The sequence below is a fragment of the Streptomyces rishiriensis genome (assembly GCF_030815485.1).
GTDB lineage: Bacteria > Actinomycetota > Actinomycetes > Streptomycetales > Streptomycetaceae > Streptomyces > Streptomyces rishiriensis_A.
Genome location: NZ_JAUSWV010000002.1, coordinates 6,167,321 through 6,185,845, shown reverse-complemented (window position 1 = coordinate 6,185,845; position 18,525 = coordinate 6,167,321). Strand labels below are relative to the sequence as shown.

Below are 18,525 nucleotides of genomic sequence, written 5' to 3'. Positions count from 1 at the left end.
GTGGTGACGCTTACCCGCAGCGAGTACACGTCACCACGCTGTGTCGTACGTATTGCGTTGTGCTACCACACTACAAAGGGTTGGTGACACTCCGCACGTTTCCGCGCGACGCCAGGGTGTACGACGGTCCCTGTCACCGGTACCCACCGGTGAGTACAGCAAAGGGAGCGGTCCCGATCTTTCGGGAACCGCTCCCCTCACGGCGTGCTACTTGGCGCCCGCCGCACCGCGACGGATGCCGAGGCGGTCGACCAGCGCACGGAAGCGCTGGATGTCCTTCTTGGCCAGGTACTGGAGAAGGCGGCGACGCTGACCGACCAGGATCAGCAGACCACGACGGGAGTGGTGGTCGTGCTTGTGCGTCTTGAGGTGCTCGGTCAGGTCCGAGATCCGGCGGGACAGCATGGCGACCTGGACCTCGGGGGAGCCGGTGTCGCCCTCCTTCTGGCCGAACTCCGTGATGAGCTGCTTCTTCGTAGCGGCATCGAGCGGCACGCGTACTCCTCGTAGTCTTTGAGTGGCCATCGAGTGCCCCCGGTCTTGGTCTCGGGGGAGCTTCCGTTACTCGGATGGCGGGGATCCGCTGAGCGCGGCCTCCAGAACCTTCAGGGACTCCCTGAGGGTGTTTCCGGGGGTGCGTACACAAACGGCCGAAAGCCAGGGTAGCAGGCTGTCGCGTCGGGACCGCCCGGGACCTCGCGGCGGGCGGTCGGCCCGTGCCCTTGCGCGCGGGGGCAGTGTACGGGCGACGGCGCCGGTCCGGAACGTAAAGGAAGAACCTCTGAGCTGGGGGAACGCCGGCAAGTAGGGTAACGCCACAGCTTGTTGGAACAGTGTGAACCCAGGGGAAAGGGTCGGAGCCGACATGGCCGATGCCGAGGACGAGGACGTCAAAGCTCGCAAGGAGCGGGAGCGGGACGAGCTGTACGCGCTGGACATCTCCGGCGTCGAGTGGGAGTGCGCCCCCGGCACGGAGGAGCACGAGGAGCGCGTCGAGATCGCCCACCTGCCGGAGGGGGCGGTCGCGATGCGGTCGTCCCTCGACCCGGAGACGGTGCTGCGCTACACGGAGGCGGAGTGGCGGGCCTTCGTGCTGGGCGCGCGGGACGGCGAGTTCGATCTGGAGCCGGCGCGGCACGACGGGGAGTCCGCCGCCCGGTAGCCGGGCCGGCGGACGAGCGGCGGCCGGTCCGTGCCGGCCGCCGCTCGTCCGCACCTGATGCGGCGGTGGGCCCGACCGCACCCCGAGGCGGTGTGGACGGACCGGGGACCGGAGCGGGCGCCGGGCCTTCCGGCGCGGCCGGCGGCGGGTCAGCCCGTCATCGACCGGGCCGCCGCGTACACGTCGAAGACGGCCAGGGCCAGCGGGACCAGTGTCAGCAGGACGAAGCCTTCGGCCAGCTCCATGAAACGGCCCCAGAACGGTGTGAGGCCGCCCCGCGAGCTGATCAGGCCGATCGCGGTCACGATCGCGGAGGCCGCCGCGATCGCCGCGACGAGCCAGACGGTACGGATGTCCAGATCGCTCCGGTCGCCCGCCAGCGCGTCGCGGATCACCGCGTGCGGCGGGTTCAGTGCCAGGCCGAGGCCGAGCAGGACGAGGGAACCGAGGCCCGCGGCCAGCACGGGGGCGACCTGGGCGCTGTAGCGGAACAGCTGGGCGCGCATCAGCAGGGCGATGCCCGCCGCCAGGGCGAGGAGCCGGGCCCAGACGTCGTCGGAGAACCCGAGAACCGCGCAGGCGCCCACCGTGATCACCGCACAGCCGCCCACCAGGCCGACCAGGAGTTCGTGTCCGCGGCGGGCCTGGGCGGCGATCCGCTCGGCGTCGACCGGCTCCCGCGGGGCGGGATCGGCGCCGTACGCGCTGCGCGGCGCGGCATCCGGGGCGTCGAAGCCGATCGGCAGCCGCGCGAAGCGCATGGACAGACCGGGCAGGAAGGCCAGCGCGCCCACGCCGACGGGAGCGCACAGCGCGGCGGTCTCCGCCGGTGTCCAGTGGGTGAGGAGGGCAGCGAACACGGCGGCCAGGGCGGCGCCGGATGCGGCCAGGAAGGCGACGAAGGGGCCGTCCCCGCGCGGGGAACAGAGGGTGAGGAGCACCGCGGCGAGCAGCACCGCGGCGCAGGCCAGCAGGAACTGGAGCCTGCCGATGCCCTGTCCGTCGGCGAGCGGCAGGAGTCCGGAGCCCGCCACGCCCACGTTGGGCAGCGCGCCGAGCCCCAGGGCGACGGCGGAGCCCCGGTCGTCGTAGACACGGGCCCGGACACAGGCGAGGGCGACCAGCAGGACGCCGACGACCGCGGCGAGGACGCCGGGCAGGCCGTGCATGTCGTGGCGCGGGTCGCCCGACCAGGCCACGAAGGCGAGCAGGGCCGGCAGGACCCCTCCGCCGACGAGGCCCGCGGCGCGGGTCAGCTCGCCGCTCCACAGGGTGTGCTCGCGCGTCACGGCCGAGGCGACCGCCTCCGAGACGTCGTCGAAGACGGCGGGCGGCAGCGACTCGGAGAAGGGGCGCAGCGTGAGGAGCTCGCCGTCGAGGATGTGCTGGGCGGCGAACGAACGGGAACTGTCGAGGACGGTGCCGTCCCGGCGGACGAGGTGGTAGCCGACCGGGGCGCCCTCGGCGGGGCTCTGCCGGGAGAGCCTGAGGATCTCCGGGTGGATGTCGGCGACGGGCACGTCGTCGGGCAGCGCCACGTCGATCCGGCTGTCGGGGGCGACGATGGTGACCCGGCAGAAGCCGAGAGCCGTCCCCGCCGCGGGAGCGGCTCCGGTGCCGCGCCCTTCTCCGGTGGCTGCCGCGGAGGCCGCGATACTCACCTGCTGCTCCCCCTCAGTGATGGTTCCGCGTCGGCGTGTTCGGCGTCTGCCGGCGGTGTGAAGGTTCCGCGCCGGACGGTGCGTGGCGCGTCCCGCGGGTGTGCTCACGCGAACATCCGGCACCCTACCGCCCCTTGGTCGTACCGGCAGTCAGTAGGATCACGCGGCGGCCTGCGTCCGTCCGGCACGGGGCGGCGGACGAAGTCTTCGGGGGTCGCGCCAGGGGATTCGGGGCCTCGCAAGGGGATCGGTGAGCAGTGAGCCACATCGTCGTGAAGCGCCAGCCACGGGCTTGGCCGTCCGAGGTGCCCACCGGTGAGGTCGTCCTGCAGCCTCCGCCGGAGCTGCCTCGGGGCCATCAGGAGAGCGTGCTGATGCAACTGCTGCCGACGCTCGGCATGGGCGGCTCGGTGGTCTTCTTCTTCACGAGCGGGCAGCCGTTCATGCGCATCATGGGCATGGTCATGATCGCCTCGACCGTGGCCATGTCGATCGCGATGGTCGTGCGTTTCCGGCGGGGGTCGCAGGGGCAGTTGGCGGATCTGCGTCGCGACTACCTGAGCTATCTGGCGCAGACCCGGCGTACCGCGCTCGACACCGCGCGGGCGCAGCGGGACGCGCAGTACTACCTGCACCCCTCCCCGGAGCAGCTGTGGGCGCTGGTCGCCGAGGGCAGCCGGGTGTGGGAACGGCGGCCGGGCGACGAGGACTTCGCCCAGGTCCGCGTCGGCCTCGGCGCCCAAGCCCTCGCCACCCCGCTGATCGCCCCCGAGACCGGCCCGGTGCAGCAGCTGGAGCCGCTGACCGCGGGCGCGCTCCAGCGCTTCCTGGCCGTCCACGACAGCCTCGACGACCTGCCGATGGCCGTCTCCCTGCGCGCCTTCTACCACGTCACGGTCAGCGGTGAGCCGCGGTCGGTGCGCTCCTGCGCCCGTGCCCTGGCCGGTTCGCTGGCCGCGCTGCACTCGTCCGAGGACCTGGTTCTCGTTTTCGCGGCGGGCCGGGAGGAACTGCCGCACTGGGAGTGGGCGAAGTGGCTGCCGCACGTCCAGGCGGCCGGGGCCGTGGACGGGGCGGGCAGCCGCAGGCTGATCGGCGCCGACACCCGCGAGCTGGAGAACCTCCTCGGGGCCCGGCTGACGGGTCGCCCGCGGTTCCATCCGCACGCGACGCCGCTGCCCGACGAGCCGCACGTCGTCGTCGTCCTCGACGGGGTCTCCCTCCCCCCTGACTCGGTGCTGGCCAACGCCGAGGGCCTCCAGGGCGTGACGGTCCTCGAACTCGTCCCCGGTGAGCCGACGGGAGCCGGTGGCGAGCTCGACATCGTCGTACAGCCCGGGGTGCTGCGGCTGGAATCGGAACACGGCGCCGTCTACGAGGGGACGCCCGACGCGCTCTCCCCGGAGTCCGCCGAGGCGCTCGCCCGGCAGCTCGCCCCGTTGCGGATGGCCTCCGGCGGGGACGACGACGAGCCGCTGCTGGCCAACCTGGAGTTCACCGACCTGCTGAACCTCGGTGACGCTGCGTCCGTGGACACGCGGCGCACCTGGCGGCCGCGTTCGCTGGCGGAGCGGCTGCGGGTGCCGATCGGGGTGGGCGAGGACGGCCGTCCGGTGATGCTGGACCTCAAGGAGGCGGCGCAGGAGGGCATGGGTCCGCACGGGCTGTGCGTGGGCGCCACCGGCTCCGGCAAGTCCGAGCTGCTGCGCACGCTGGTGCTGGGTCTGGCGGTCACGCACTCCTCGGAGACGCTGAACTTCGTCCTCGCCGACTTCAAGGGCGGCGCGACCTTCGCCGGCATGGCGCAGATGCCGCACGTGGCGGCCGTGATCACCAACCTGGCGGACGACCTGACGCTGGTCGACCGGATGGGCGACTCCATCCGCGGTGAGCTCAACCGCCGTCAGGAGCTGCTGCGGGACGCGGGCAACTACGCCAACATCCACGACTACGAGAAGGCGCGGGCCGCGGGGGCCGCTCTTCAGCCGATCCCCTCCCTGGTCCTGGTGATCGACGAGTTCAGCGAGCTGCTGACGGCGAAGCCGGACTTCATCGAGATGTTCGTGCAGATCGGCCGGATCGGCCGCTCGCTCGGGGTGCACCTGCTACTGGCCTCGCAGCGCCTGGAGGAGGGCCGGCTGCGCGGCCTGGAGACCTATCTGTCGTACCGCGTCGGTCTGCGCACCTTCTCGGCGGCCGAGTCGCGGGCGGCGCTCGGCGTGCCCGACGCGTACTCGCTGCCGAACGTGCCGGGTTCCGGTTTCCTGAAGTTCGGCACGGACGAGATGGTGCGGTTCAAGGCGGCGTACGTGTCCGGGGTCCACCGCTCGGGCGCTCAGCGGACGGCGCCGGGGGGCGGCCCGCTGCCGGTCGACCGGCGGCCGGTGCTGTTCACCTCCGCGGAGGTGCCGGTGCGGTACGCGACCGTGCCACCGGCCCGCCCGTCCGGTGACGCGGAGGTCGACGACGCGCTGGCGGACACGGTGCTCGACGTGATCGTGCGCCGGCTGGAGGCACAGGGCCCGGCGGCGCACCAGGTGTGGCTGCCGCCCCTGGACAGCCCGCCGTCACTGGACGCGCTGCTGCCGGGGCTCACGGCGGTGCCGGGCCGCGGCCTCACCCAGCCGGGTTATGAGGGCGCGGGCCGGCTGGTCGTGCCGGTGGGTCTGGTGGACAAGCCGTTCGAGCAGCGCCGGGACTCCCTCTGGGTGGACTTCTCCGGTGCCGCGGGCCACATGCAGATCGTCGGCGGCCCGCAGTCCGGCAAGTCGACCCTGCTGCGCTCGCTGATCTGCTCCTTCGCCCTCACCCACACACCGCACGAGGTCCAGTTCTACGGCCTCGACTTCGGCGGCGGCGCGATGGCGTCGGTGGCCGGGCTGCCGCACGTGGGCGGGATCGCCTCCCGGCTCGACCCGGAGCGGGTCCGGCGCACGGTGGCCGAGGTGTACGGCGTGCTGACCCGCCGAGAGGAGTACTTCCGCTCGGCCGGCATCCCGTCGATCGCGGAGTTCCGGGCCAGGAGGGCCCGCGGGGACATCTCGGTCACGGACCAGCCGTGGGGGGACGTGTTCCTGGTCATCGACGGGTGGGGGAACTTCCGCTCCGAGTACGAGGCGATGGACCAGGTGATCCTCGACATCGCGGCGCGTGGGCTCGGCTACGGCGTTCACCTGGTGCTGACGGCCTCACGGTCGATGGAGGTCAGGGCCGCCCTCAAGGACCAGCTGATGAACCGCCTGGAGCTGCGGCTCGGCGACACGATGGACTCCGAGATCGACCGCAAGGTCGCCGCGAACATCCCGGCGGGCGTGCCGGGCCGTGGCCAGTCGCCGCAGAAGCTGCACTTCATGGCGGCGGTGCCGCGGATCGACGGCCTCGCCTCCGACACCGGCCTCGCCGACGCCACCCAGGCGCTGACCGCGGAGGTCGCCCGGCAGTGGCAGGCGGCGCCCGCGCCGGAAGTGCGGCTGCTGCCACGGGAGTTCCCGGCCGGGTCGCTGCCGCCGGGCGACCGGTTCCCGCGCCGCGGGGTCGCCTTCGCCCTCGACGAGGACCGTCTCGAGCCGGTCTACGTCGACTTCGAGCAGGATCCGTTCCTCCTCGTCTTCGGCGAGAGCGAGTCCGGCAAGTCCAACCTGCTGCGGCTGCTGATCAGGCAGCTGACCCAGCGCTACCCGGGCGACGAGTGCAAGCTGTTCGTGGTCGACAACCGGCGTTCCCTGCTGGGCGTGACGCCGGAGTCGCACCTGGCCGAGTACATCCCGATGTCCAACGCCATGGACCACCACATGGCCGCGCTGGCCGACCTGATGAAGCGCCGGACGCCGACGGCCGAGGTGACGGCACGGCAACTGCGCGACCGCAGTTGGTGGCGCGGACCGACGGTGTTCGTCGTCATCGACGACTACGACCTCGTCGCGACGTCGAGCGGCAATCCGCTGGCGGGCCTGACGGAACTCCTGCCGTTCGCCCGCGACGTGGGGGTGCGGTTCATCATCGCGCGGTCGACGGCGGGCGCGGGGCGGGCGTCGTACGAGGCCTTCATGCAGCGGATCAAGGAACTCGGCGCGCAGGGCGTGGTGTTGGCGGGCGACCCCGGGGAGGGGGACCTCCTCGGCGGGGTGCGGCCACGGCCGATGCCCGCAGGGCGGGGGATCTTCGTCTCACGGCGCCGCGGAAAGCCGTTGGTGCAGGTGGGGTGGGTGCCGGAGGAGACGTGATGAGCGGCGGTAGCCACCGTCCTTCCGAAAGGACTTGCGGGGCGCTGGAATCGACGGCCTCGCTGCGCCGCCGTCAAGTCGTACGGCGGTGAATCGGGAAAAGTAGGGTGAGATCCGTGAACTCACTTGAAACGGGTTGATGCATCTGGCCTGTTGAAGGCTCGACAGAACTGTCCCGTCGGACGGACGGGCTTCCTGTCCGGCAGGCGAGATTCACGGGGACACGGGGACACGGGGAAGGGGCTCACGCATGGCGTGGGAGGAGTGGGAGCAGCTCAAGGCGGACGCGGCCTCGAGTGCCGCGCCCCACATGCAGCTGAACCAGCTGGATCCAGGGAGCGGCCCGGTACGCCCCGCGCCGGATCCTGGTCAGTACGGCGAACTGAGGGCAAATCAGGGCGACCTGGCAAGGATAGGTACCAACGCCTTCAAGCTGTACAACGACCTCTGGGACAAGGGCCGCAGGGCGGTGCCCAGCAGCGAGAGCGCCGCCGGCGCCCTCACCAAGGACGGTTTCGCCCTGGGCAGTGCCCTCCAGCATGTGGCGCTGCGCTGGGACGAGCAGTTGGGTTCCCTCAGGGACGCGTGCGCGCACATCTCGAACCACATGACCGTCACCAAGAAGCTGCACGCCGGCGACGACCACTACATCCGCCGTCAGATGAGCAGCATCGACGTGCTGGACGCGGGCTTCGACGAACGAGTCGGCAGACCGGGCAAGCACAACCCGGTGTACGGCGAGAAGGACGACGAAAAGGGCAAGGAGTGATGGACCTCGACGCCCTTCGCAACGCCGACCTCAGCCTGTTGGACGACGCGGTCGAAGACTGGTCGACGATGGTCGGTGATCTGGAGACCTTGATGGACGCGGCCGAGAAGGGCCTTCGCGGCGCCGCGAACAAGGCGAGCTGGGCGGGATACAACGCCACCGTCTCCAAGGAGTTCATCGGCAAGACCGCTGGGGAGTTCACGGACGCGCACAGCCAGGCCTCGTCCATCCACAAGATCCTCCAGGACACCCGGGACGAGCTGAAGACGTACAAGGGGCAACTCCGCGACGCCATCGAGCGAGGCCGCCTGAAGAACCTCACGGTCATCGGCTACGAGGGCGGGTTCACGGTCACGACGAACGTCCCGCCAGAGGGCCGTGCCCAACAGGACCAGGACAACAAGGGCGAGATCACCGCGCTGCGGGACGAGATCCAGAACATCTTGGAACAGGCCACCACGAGCGACAACTCGGCCAACACCGTCCTCATGGCCATCGCCGACCAGAGCAGACTCGGCTTCTCGGACGTCGACTACGCCGACCGGGACTCCGCGGCCAAGGCACTCAAGGACGCCGAGGAACTGGCGGACCTGGCGAAGCAGAAGCCCGAGGATCTGTCGGTCGCGGAGTTCGACCGGCTCAACAGGGGGCTGAAGGAGAACGCCGACGACCCGCTGTTCGCGGAGCGCTTCGCCACGCGCCTGGGACCGCAGGGGACCCTCGACTTCTGGACGGGCATCAACGACCCGCACAGCGCGTGGAAGATCGGACAGCAGCGGGTCGACCAGTACGACGACCTCCAGAAGAACCTGAGCCTCACGCTCGCGACCGCGTCACAGAGCGACAACACCGGTATGACCCAGTGGAAGTCCACGATGATCGACCTGGTCGACAAGCCGGTCGGTCGCAACGGTGGCTTCCCCCTCGGCGGACAGGTCATGACGAACCTCATGCGATGGGGTGACTTCGACGACCGATTCCTCGTCGACTACGGCGACAAGTTGATCGAGACGGAGAAGCAGTTCACGGGCAACGGCCGGCACGGCGCTTGGCAGCGGACGGGCATGGACCCACTCCTCAATCGCACCGGCACAGACTCCGGCTGGGACCCGATGACCGGCTACCTCAAGGCCCTCTCCAACAGTCCGGACGCGGCCACGGAGTTCTTCAACGACACCTTCGTCACCAAGGACGAGGATCACGACTTCAAGAACGACAAGGGCAAGCGGGAGACGCTGACCAACTTCGACTACCTCTTCGAGGAGCGCGACTGGCCGATGGACCAGGACGACGAAGGCGAGGACAGCATCGCTGGTCGGAACTACCTGGCCGCTGCGCTGGAGGCAGCCACCACAGGGCATCCGGCGGGGGAGATGCCGACGTCGGACACCCCTCCGCACAACACGGAGCAGGTGAAGCTGATGCAGAGCCTGGTGTCGTCCGTCTCTGAACAGCCGTCACGCATCACCGACAACGGCTATATGGGCGACAGCATCGGTCAGATCGCCTCGGAATACCTTCCGGACATCAACCGGGCCATGACCGACGACTCCGACGGTGACACGGACCGGCTCTTCCCGATCGCCGGCGCCGAGGCGACGCTCGAACACCGTGACGTGACCCGGTTCCTGTTCACCGTCGGACAGAACCCCGAGGGATACGCCGCCGTGGAAGTGGGCCAGAAGGCCTATATGGGCAATCTGATGGAGTACCACCTCGACCCCCGTCTCCCGGCGAACGAGCGCTATTCCAACGATCCCCAATTCGTCGTCGAACAGATCGCGAGCGGATCGGGCGAAGTATCGGGAACGCTTGCTCAAGGCCGCGCGGAAGTCGTCGCCCAGGAGGGCGAAGAAAAGGACAAGGCCTACGAGCACTCCGTGGCCCAGTGGAAGAACGTGATCTCCGGGACGGTCGGCACCGTCACCGGTGTCGGAACAACCTTCATCGTCAGCCCGGTCGGGGGTGCGGCAGCCGGTGGTGTCGCAGGCACCGCGACCAGCGTGATTCTGGAAGAGCTCTTCAAGGACGCGGAAGGAAAGGCCAAGGGCAATGCCGGCCCTCTCATGGGTCAGTACTGGGAGAGCGGCCTCGACAGCAACAACGGCTACACCGAGAAGGCGGCGGAGACCGCGGCGACGAACCGCAGCAGGGCTGATCTCACGGACGTCGGAGAATGGGCCCGCGTCGGTGCAGAGCGCGGGTTCAAGGACTCGGGGACGAACGTCATTGCCATGGCTCCCGATCTCAAGACGGACGTCTGATGCGGGGCCCCAGCCGAATCCGCCGCATGCCCGCACAAGGATCCACCCGTCCAGAGAGGTCCCTGACCTTGAAGTACGCACCCCTCCCGCTCCCCACGACACTTCGACGCCTTGCCATCCTGACGGCATCGCTCGCTGTCGCTACCGCCTTGTCCGCATGCTCAGGCGACGAGGAGAGGAAGTACCCCCTTCCGCAGTCCCTGTGCGGGGTGTCCGTGGACGCCGACCTTCTGGCACCGTTCCTGCCGCCCGGAGAAAGGGTTTCCACCCGGCAGACCACACCCAACGGCGGAACCCAGCGCTGTAACGTGAGCGTCGACGGTGAACTCGCCCTGGTGGCAGGCCGATTGTGGTGGGACAAGACAGGAAACGTAGTCGACGTCGCCGCCGTGCATGCTCAGGTCGACAAGGGAGACGTGATCACCGGCGACGAGTTTCTCTATTCGGGGACCGGCGCGGTCGGGAAGGTCGAAGGATGCACGAATTCAGCGCATCCGGACCAAGCCCTCTTCACCGTTGTTCAGGTCTTCGCCTCCGGTCGGGAGAACTCGTCCACGATGAAGCGCCTCATCACCGAATACACCGGGCACGTGCGGAAGGGGCGTGAATGTAGCTGACCTCGGACTCGGCCCAACTCGCTCAGCCACACGACCGAGAGCGAAGAGTCCGTCGAGTGAGGAGCGTCGCCCATCGCCGCGACGGTGCTCGGCCTGAAGCGGGACCGCTGTCCAGGTAGGACCCTCGTCATTCTGGAATCGTCGTTCCAGGACGCCGAAGGCCACGCTGTCGACAAGGCCCAGGACATAAGCGGTCAGTTCTGGGCGGACGGACAGACGAGAAATCAGGCCATCGCTGAGGACCTCAACGACACGCTACAGCACAGGGTGGGCACCTCCCGTGCGTGCCCACCCTGGCGTTGTGACCTACGCGCGGCTACATGAAGTAGCTCGCGCCCTTCAGGTCGCCGCCGCGGTAGTCACCGCCGGCGCCGTGGACCTGGTGCGAGATCTGGAGCAGCGCCGCGTGGATGCCGCGGGCGTGCTTGTTCCACTCTTCGCTCTTGCTCTGGAACTGCTGGAACGCCTCGCCGCCCCAGCCCGAGGACACGTTGAGCACGGCCTGCCTCAGCGCCTCGAGGTCCTCCTCGAGCTTCCTGGCCTGGTCGCCGAGCTCGGTGGCGAGTGCGTCCATGGTGCCGTAGGTGACGGCGAGTTCCTCGTAATGTGCACCGGAAGGCATTTTCCCCTCGTTTCTCTGAAGACTTCAGCCGGACTTCGCCGGAGTGATGATCAGTAGCTGTTGAGCGCCGAAGTCTTCCCGCCGAGATCCTCGACCGAGATCTTGTTCATGTCGGCGGTGATTTGATCTTCGAGGTTCTGCTTGTCGGTCTTGGTCATGTGGATGCCCTCGAGGAAGTCGTCGAGCATCTTGCCGATCCCGACCATGTGGCCGTTGATCTCCGTCTGCTTGGTGTTGAAGGCGTTGGCACCCTGGCCCGTCCACGCCCTCTCGATCATGTCGATCGTGCCCTGCAGCTTCGCGAGGGAGCCCCGGATGTTGTCGTAGCGATCGATGACTTCCTTCTGAAGCTTCTGTACATCGCCGTCGTTTAGCTTGCGGTCGACCATTTCGGCTCTCCCTTTCGCTTCGTGAGCTGTGGTCGTCATGTGTGGGTCATGCGGCTCGCCGTGAGCGGATCACGACGAAGGCTCCGCCCCCGATCGCCAGGACGGCCGCCGCCACACCGAGCGCAATCCACATCGTGGTGTTGTCGGAGGTGTCCGAGGTTGATGCTGCCGCCGAGGTCCGGCCGCCTGCCGTGGCTTTCGGGGACTGGGGCGGGGCCGACGCGGATGCGGACGCGGAGGTCGAGGTGCCCGCCTCGTCCGTGACGCCCGTCGCGTTTTCCCTGGCGAGCGGGTCGGTGGCGGCCGGTCCGGGGTTGAAGTTGCTTTGCTCGAGCACCATTCGGGGGCGGATCAGTCCGTAGCCGAGGTACGTGCTCGGGTCGTCCTTCGCCCAGTCGCGTCCTGCGGTGTCGATGAGGCTGGCGAGGACCTGGTTCGCGGTCCAATCAGGGTGGGCGGACCAAACTAGGGCTGCGGAAGCGGAGGCGATGGCGGTGGCTTGGCTGGTGCCTTGGCTCGTGCAGTAGGAACGGAACGTGTTGTCACACCAGGTGGGGACTTCGAGCCCCGGGGAGGCCAGGTCGACGTAGTTGCCATGTTCAGAAAATTTTCCAACCCTTCCGGACTTGTCCGAGGCAGCAACGCCGACCACATAGGGATAGGCCGCCGGGTACCCGATGAAATTCTTCTCCTGGGCGTCATTACCAGTGGCAGAAACCATCAATTTACCCTTGGATTCTGCGTACTTGACGGCCGCAAGAACATCCGACCTTTCGACGTCTTCACCGAAGGACATGCTGATGATTTTGACATCACTGTCGGCGATCGCCCTGATCACGTCCGGTAGTTGAGGAGCCTTTTCCTTCTCGCTCCCGTCCTTCATGTCTTTCATCGCGAGCCGATAGGGAACGATCTTTGCTCCCGGTGCAAGTCCTTTCAGACCGTCTCCGGCACCGGTACCGGCGATGAGTTCCGCCATGCTCGTCCCGTGACCGTCGTAGTCCTCAGTCGCCTTGTAGCCGACGGCTCTCGGCACCTCACCGGCGAGCACCTGCCCTTTCAAGGAGGGGGTGTTGGGGTTGACTCCGGTATCGATGACGGCCACCTTGACGCCCTTGCCGGTACTCACCTTCCACATCTCGTCGGCCTTCATCGCCGACAGGTACCACTGCTGGGACTGGACATCAGCGGCTGATGCGCTCGGAACCAGACCTGCAGACAGAACGGTCAAGGTACCGATCAATGAGCAGGCGGCGATAACTCGTCTGCCGTTTCGTACCGCGAAGGACGCGCTCCACCTGCCGCGTCGGCTGATCCCTGGCACCATGCCTACGTCTGTCCTCGCTCTTGTTCCGTCACTCGCTCGCCGACGCGTCATCCCGCCGTTTGTCACGGCTCGAGCGTGCCTCGGTGGCATCCTGATTGCGTGTAGAACCACGCGCCGCCCCCGGGCCGCCGGTCGTGTTTCCCTTGTTCTTACTTCCGGAAACTCGCCCCTTCGGCTTTCCGGCCACACCGTCAGGGCTACCAGCAGGACGTCGAGCGGCCTTTCCCGCGCCCGTCGTCGAGCCAGACGTCCCGATAACACCGCGCTGACCGGGCTTCTCGCCTCCGGCCCGCGACGCGGGCGCTCTCTCACCACCGACAACCGTCCCGCGCGGCAACCTGGAAACTTTGCCGCCGGCCGCACCCTCAGCGACAGGCCTCCCGCCGACAATGCCATCGCCTGTGCGTCCGGCGCCGGTGCGCCCACTTCCTGGGCGTCCGGGATTCGCGGCGCCCATGCCTGTGACGGGACCGCGCGGGACACCACCAGTACGTCCTGCCGCCTGCCCACCCGTCTTCGCCGCTCCGCCGACCACACCTCGCCCCACGGGACCAGTAGTGCGACCGCCCGCCTTCCCTGCTGCTGCGGCACGTCCCGCCTGCCCCATGGGGCCAGTTCCCGTACGACCGCCAGCGGTGCCGCCCGGCACACCACCACCTACGCGCCCCTGCGCCGAGGTGGGAAGCCTGTTTGCCGGTACGCCACCGATTCCTGAAGTACGCCCGGCCGACCCTCGCAAGACGGGGGGTACGCCAGTGGGGGCAAACGGAGAAACCGTCCCCGCTGACGTTGCGCTGGGACCTGCCGTCGAGGACGGTGTGACAGTCGTCGGCTTGGCAGCGTCCTGCGGCGGCAACGTACCGACGCTGTCAATCTCCGTGCCCACGTGCTGCTCGGGAAGCCTGACCGTCTCGTCCCTGCTCTGGTGGGATGACGGCAAGTCCTCGGCACGAGGTCGCTCCACCCCGGTCACCACAGAGTGATGGCGCGTGGTTTCGGAATCGCTGGCAGACGAAAGCTGCCCTTGACCAGGCGGGTCCTTGAACTTCCCGTAGCCCGGCGGCGGCTCCGGCACCCCCACCCCCGGCATCTCCGGAAACACCGGCTCCTCCGCCAGCTCCATCATCCCGCTCGACACCGTGTAGAACGACGCCAGCCGGTACATCTGGTTGATGGCTTCCTGCCGGTCCTTCTCGGCCTTGACCGCTGCCGTGTACTCCTCGTTGCCGTCGACCCGTTGAGGTGTCGGGATGTCGTCGACCTTCTTGGGGACGATCCGGTTGTCACGCGGCGGCATCGACTTGCGTACGGAGGCGAGGCCGGCGCTTGCCGCCAGGACCTGGGTGCCCACCTCGTCGGTGTAACTGGCGAGCGCGAGGGCGGTCGTGGTGAGGTTCATGCCCCAGGTGTAGAAGGCGGTGTGGGCCTCGCCCTCCCAGTCGACGTCACCCAGGTTGCGGCTGAGCTCGTTGGCGGCGTCGTTGATGGCGTCGCGGGCGTCGACGAGGGCCGTGGCCGCGCTCTCCATGGTCTCGGGGCTCGCCGACTCGACGATGTCGATCATGGCATTGAGGTCGTAGCTCTCGAAGCTGGTGTTGCCGAAGCCGCCCGGGCTGCTGAGGGATCCGGGGCTGATCACCACAGCCTTGTTCACGGCGTCGTCCACGCCGGTGTTCTGCTGGGCTGCTTCCTGGCGTTCCGCCTGGTAGTGGTCCGGCTTCTTCTTGTCGCCGCTCATCAGTACCCCGCGTCGCTGTGATCGGCGTCGTTGGTCCGTTCGGTCTGCTTGGTCAGCGCCTCTTCACGGTCCCGGTTGACCTCGGTGCGGATCTCGTGGAACCGGTACCGGAGGTCGTCCTCGAGGTTGTCGAAGGTGACGTCCACGCCGTGCACGGCGATCTGCATGGCCTCCAACTGGAGGCCCAGCGACTTGGAGAGGCTCGTGATGCGTTCGTGGACGCGCTCGTACTGGAGGTGGAGCGTCTTTGCCTCCGGGAAGTTCCCCGCGCCGAAGGTGTGCTCCGCAAGGCTGTGGTCCGCCACCTTCGCCGAGCCGCCGGCGGATTTCTCGAACGCCGTGAGCAGGTCGTCCACCCGCTTCTTGAACGCCGAGAGCGCCATATAGCCGCGCCGTACGTCTGTGGGGCCCCCGCCCATGTCCGCAGGAATCACGCCAACCACTCTCCCCGTTTTCCGCCGCCCGTCCCGGACGGGAACCGCCCACGCCTTTCAAGTGTTCATGACCGCAACGCAACCACTGTAATGACTCCCTCTGACAGCCCCAACTGCCTTATGCAACAACCCTGCCACCAATGAAGCGCAGACCGCCCATTCTTCACGTTCGGGGTGTTTTCTCCTGCGTCCAGCGGCGCGCCCCGACTTCGTTCGGCACTCGCGGCAGTGAGCCGGGCGGTCAGCCAGCCGACGAGGTATGCGGCGAAGCCCGGCATGACGAGTGCCGCGAGGAGGGCCGGGCCACGTCGTGCGGCGGCCCGGCCCGGAGCGCGGCTGTCGTGGTCGCGAGGTGCCCGACTCCCGCTACTCCGCTCCCGCGACCCTCCGCCCCCGTCGCCGTGCGTCCCGGATCGCCACCGCCGTGCCGCCGAGGCCCGCGACCAGGACCGCCACCGCCACGACTGCGTACGTGGCGAGGCGGGTGTTGCGTTCGTCGGGGGTCTCGCCGGTGTGGAACTCGGCGGGGCTCGGGGCCTCGGCGCCGCCCAGGCCGTTCCTGGGGCTCGGGGACTCGATGGGGCGGTCGTCCTCCGTCAGGGCGCGGACCGGGTCGACGACGCCCCAGCCGACGAGTCGGTCGTGGCCCGCGATGGTGCGCTCCGCGGTCTGCTCGATCTGGGCGACGATCTCGCGCGCGGTCCAGTCCGGGTGCCGCGCCTTGAGCAGTGCCGCCACGCCCGCGACGTACGGCGCCGAGAAGCTCGTGCCGTTGTCGGAGCAGTGACCGCCCTGGGGGACCGTGGAGACGATGTCGACGCCCGGGGCGGCCACGCCCACGAAGTCGCCGGACTGGGAGAAGGAGGCGCGTTCGTTGTTGCGGTCCGACGCGGCGACCGCGAGGACCCCCTGGTAGGACGCGGGGTAGGTCTCCTTGACGTTGCCGCCCAGGCCGTCGTTGCCCGCCGACGCCACGACCACGACGTCGCGGTCCAGGGCCTCGTCGACGGCCAGCTCCAGGTCGGAGGTCGGCCGGACCGCGTGGGACGTGTCCTGGGAGATGTTGATGACTCCTGCCCCGGCCTGTACGGCGTAACGGATCGCCGCGGCCAGGGACTTGGTGTCGCCGTGGCCCTCCGCGTCGTTCTGCTGGATCGGGATGACGGTGGCCTCGGGGGCCAGTCCCACGAAGCCGGTGCCGTCGAGGGGGCGGGCCGCGATGATGCCGGCGACCTTGGTGCCGTGCCCCACGGTGTCCGTGGTGCCGTTCTCGGCGCCGCGCTCGATCGGGTCCCCGTCGTCGTCCTTGAGGTTCTTGGGGAGGAGGTTGCGGCCGGCCTTCGCGTCCACCGCGTCGGTGAGCTGCGGGTTCTTCACGTCCACGCCCGTGTCGATGACGGCCACGCGGACGCCCTTGCCCTTGGAGCGGCTCCACAGTTCGTCCAGGAGGACCCTCTGGAGGGCCCAGGGGCGGCCCGGGTACTCGCCGTTGGGAAACGTGCACTGGTCCGAGTAGGGCAGCTTGTCCGCCGCCGACGCGGGGGGCGCGAGAACCGTGGCCGTGGTGAGGAGGGTCGCCGTCGCGGACAAGGCGGCGCGCAGGAGCGGGGCCGTGCGCCGGGTCTGGGCCGTGCGCCGTGACTGGGTCGTGCGGGGCACCTGGGCCGTGCGGGGCACCTGGGCCGTGCGACGCGTCGTCGGCGTCCGCTGCACCGTCGTCCTCCTTCTCACGAGCCCTGTGGCTGGCGGGCCGCCGCCGTCGACAGGCGGGGGCCGGTGGGCAGGAACTCCGACCAGGCGGCGGGGATCGGCGCCGGGTCGACGTCCTTGTAGCCCAGCAGGGTCTGGGCCTGCTTGGCCTCCTGCCGCTGCTTCTCGCGCTGCTCGGCGGTGGTGCCGATGCCCGCGTCGTCCGTCGCGCTGTCACCGTTGGACTGGAGGACGTAGCGCAGGCCCGTGTCCGTGACGAGGAAGACCGGGCCGGTACCCGTCGCCTCGCCCTGGAACTGGCGGTAGAGCTGGCCGGAGCCGGGCGTCACATAGGCGCTGGAGGAGCCGGTGGGCAGCTTGGCGGGGAAGTCCGTGCCCGCCCAGGTGCTCAGGGTCGTGGCGCCCGAGCCGGAGTGCACGCCCCGCAGGACGTTGCAGATCGTGCTGCGGCTCCCCGCGGCCCCCGACGCCTCGTTGACCGGCTCGGGGTCCCCGGTGGGCCAGCGGTGCTCGGTGCCGAACGCCTTGCCCGGCACGATCGCGCCGGGGCTCAGCTCGCGGGCGTGCCCGGCCTGGCCGAGGGGCGCCAGTTCCTTGCTGAACAGCAGCAGCTGGGCGACGAAGGCGGACACGGGAGCGACGCGGCCGCTCAGCACCACGTAGTACTGCTCGGTGTTGTTGTCGAACGCCTTGAGCACCATGCCGACCCGGTCGGCCGACGTGTCCAGCTGGCCCGGCGCGCCGGCCGCCTCACCCGGCTGCCCGGGGATGTCGGGGAAGGCGATCGGGTCGCCCTGGTGCAGGGTCGCCAGCCACTCCGCGGACACCCGCTGGGGCTCCCGGCCGGAACCGACCACCGCGCGCAGCAGCAACTCGTCGCTGTTGCCCACCGGGTACGCCGTGCCGCCCGCGTCCACCACGTACCGCCTGCCGTCCGGGTCCGCCACATAGAGCAGTTGGCCGCCGCGCAGTCGGCCCGCGCCCTCGGTCGCGTCCTTCTCGCGGGCCGCGAGGACCAGCGCCGCCTTCTGGACCGAGTCGCCGCCCCCCGCGCTCGGCCGCTCGCAGACCGCCCAGCGCTTCGCCTTGCCCGCCTCGGACGCCGAGGGCAGCCGGTCGGGGGCGTACGGGATGCCGACGGTGACGCCGTGCGGGATCTTGCCGCTGTCGAGGACGGACTCGGAGACGGTCACCACGTCGCCCTGCCCCTCCTCGAGCAGCAGTTTGGCCGAGGCCATGTTGAGGACCGGGTGCAGCTGGACCTCCTCGCCGGTCCGCAGCACCACATAGCGGGTGGTCGACTTGCTCGCGACGATCACCTTGGCGTTGGGCGCGTCCCAGCCCTTGGGCGCGGTGGGGCGGAACATGCCCCACGCGCCGAAGACGGCCATCACGAGCACCCCGACGACGATTCCGGGCAGGATCGAGCGCAACGGCCGCGGCGCCCCTTCCTCCGAGCCGTCGGGCGACGACTGGAGGAAGGCCGCGAGCATCCGGCGCTTCGCGAAGGTGTAGGCGTTGAGCTGATCCCGCCGAGATGCCATCTGTGCCCGTCTCTCCCCGATTTCCGGCCGATCCGCGTGGCGCGCAGGGCGGTTGGCCGACTCCC

14 protein-coding genes are annotated in these 18,525 nt (G+C 69.3%); 5 read left to right on the top strand and 9 right to left on the bottom strand.

The genetic code is table 11. From position 1 onward, the window contains the following. Positions 1-207: 207 nt before the first annotated feature. Positions 208-495 (bottom strand): 30S ribosomal protein S15, encoded by a 288-nt coding sequence (rpsO, locus tag QF030_RS30105; protein ID WP_020128575.1) that lies wholly within the window; start codon positions 493-495, stop codon positions 208-210. 370 nt (positions 496-865) lie between these two features. Between rpsO and QF030_RS30100 the strand changes: the two genes are divergently transcribed. Continuing rightward, a complete protein-coding gene (locus QF030_RS30100; protein ID WP_307165712.1) occupies positions 866-1,162 on the top strand; it encodes a DUF397 domain-containing protein in 297 nt (98 codons plus the stop codon). A 149-nt stretch (positions 1,163-1,311) separates the two neighbouring features. Here QF030_RS30100 and eccD read toward each other — a convergent pair whose 3' ends face one another. Beyond that, positions 1,312-2,823: a type VII secretion integral membrane protein EccD gene (eccD, locus tag QF030_RS30095; RefSeq protein WP_307165711.1), complete on the bottom strand. Its 1,512-nt coding sequence runs from the start codon at positions 2,821-2,823 to the stop codon at positions 1,312-1,314. A gap of 257 nt (positions 2,824-3,080) precedes the next feature. Here eccD and eccCa point away from each other — a divergent pair, with 257 nt between their 5' ends. The 4 genes from eccCa to QF030_RS30075 all read left to right on the top strand — a co-directional run bounded on the left by eccCa (position 3,081) and on the right by QF030_RS30075 (position 10,696). After that, positions 3,081-7,046 (top strand): type VII secretion protein EccCa, encoded by a 3,966-nt coding sequence (gene eccCa, locus QF030_RS30090; protein ID WP_307165710.1) that lies wholly within the window; start codon positions 3,081-3,083, stop codon positions 7,044-7,046. 250 nt (positions 7,047-7,296) lie between these two features. After that, entirely contained in the window at positions 7,297-7,815 is a 519-nt protein-coding gene (locus QF030_RS30085; RefSeq protein ID WP_307165709.1) for a hypothetical protein, read from the top strand. Further along, on the top strand, positions 7,815-10,079 hold the full coding sequence (locus QF030_RS30080) for a DUF6571 family protein (protein ID WP_307165708.1): 2,265 nt from the start codon (positions 7,815-7,817) through the stop codon (positions 10,077-10,079). The genes QF030_RS30085 and QF030_RS30080 overlap by 1 nt, the downstream gene beginning before the upstream one ends. A 215-nt stretch (positions 10,080-10,294) precedes the next feature. Continuing rightward, positions 10,295-10,696 carry a hypothetical protein gene (locus QF030_RS30075; RefSeq protein WP_307165707.1) on the top strand — a complete coding sequence of 134 codons (402 nt, stop codon included), beginning with the start codon at positions 10,295-10,297 and terminating at the stop codon, positions 10,694-10,696. Positions 10,697-11,012: 316 nt separating this feature from the next. On the opposite strand, the gene QF030_RS30070 is transcribed toward QF030_RS30075, so the two are convergent. From QF030_RS30070 to eccB, 7 genes are all read right to left on the bottom strand, one after another. Next, positions 11,013-11,318: a WXG100 family type VII secretion target gene (locus tag QF030_RS30070; protein WP_307165706.1), complete on the bottom strand. Its 306-nt coding sequence runs from the start codon at positions 11,316-11,318 to the stop codon at positions 11,013-11,015. 50 nt (positions 11,319-11,368) lie between these two features. Continuing rightward, on the bottom strand, positions 11,369-11,707 hold the full coding sequence (locus QF030_RS30065; protein WP_307165705.1) for a WXG100 family type VII secretion target: 339 nt from the start codon (positions 11,705-11,707) through the stop codon (positions 11,369-11,371). Between the two features lie 46 nt (positions 11,708-11,753). Next, a complete protein-coding gene (locus QF030_RS30060) occupies positions 11,754-12,938 on the bottom strand; it encodes a S8 family serine peptidase (RefSeq protein WP_307165704.1) in 1,185 nt (394 codons plus the stop codon). A gap of 124 nt (positions 12,939-13,062) precedes the next feature. Beyond that, positions 13,063-14,772, bottom strand: a complete 1,710-nt coding sequence (locus QF030_RS30055) for a hypothetical protein (protein WP_307165703.1) — start codon at positions 14,770-14,772, stop codon at positions 13,063-13,065. Continuing rightward, the gene (locus tag QF030_RS30050) at positions 14,772-15,206 is read right to left on the bottom strand and encodes a hypothetical protein (RefSeq protein ID WP_307165702.1); all 435 of its coding nucleotides are present in this window, start codon (positions 15,204-15,206) and stop codon (positions 14,772-14,774) included. The genes QF030_RS30055 and QF030_RS30050 overlap by 1 nt, the downstream gene beginning before the upstream one ends. A 366-nt stretch (positions 15,207-15,572) precedes the next feature. After that, positions 15,573-16,808 (bottom strand): type VII secretion-associated serine protease mycosin, encoded by a 1,236-nt coding sequence (mycP, locus tag QF030_RS30045; protein ID WP_307167740.1) that lies wholly within the window; start codon positions 16,806-16,808, stop codon positions 15,573-15,575. A 125-nt stretch (positions 16,809-16,933) separates the two neighbouring features. Next, positions 16,934-18,460: a type VII secretion protein EccB gene (gene eccB / locus QF030_RS30040; protein WP_307165701.1), complete on the bottom strand. Its 1,527-nt coding sequence runs from the start codon at positions 18,458-18,460 to the stop codon at positions 16,934-16,936. Between the last annotated feature and the right edge of the window lie 65 nt (positions 18,461-18,525).

Coding starts and splice junctions, on each gene's coding strand:
- QF030_RS30100 (WP_307165712.1), top strand. CDS start 866: ATGGCCGATGCCGAGGACGAGGACGTCAAAGCTCGCAAGGAGCGGGAG.
- QF030_RS30085 (WP_307165709.1), top strand. CDS start 7,297: ATGGCGTGGGAGGAGTGGGAGCAGCTCAAGGCGGACGCGGCCTCGAGT.
- QF030_RS30080 (WP_307165708.1), top strand. CDS start 7,815: ATGGACCTCGACGCCCTTCGCAACGCCGACCTCAGCCTGTTGGACGAC.
- QF030_RS30070 (WP_307165706.1), bottom strand. CDS start 11,318: ATGCCTTCCGGTGCACATTACGAGGAACTCGCCGTCACCTACGGCACC.
- QF030_RS30065 (WP_307165705.1), bottom strand. CDS start 11,707: ATGGTCGACCGCAAGCTAAACGACGGCGATGTACAGAAGCTTCAGAAG.
- QF030_RS30055 (WP_307165703.1), bottom strand. CDS start 14,772: ATGAGCGGCGACAAGAAGAAGCCGGACCACTACCAGGCGGAACGCCAG.
- eccB (WP_307165701.1), bottom strand. CDS start 18,460: ATGGCATCTCGGCGGGATCAGCTCAACGCCTACACCTTCGCGAAGCGC.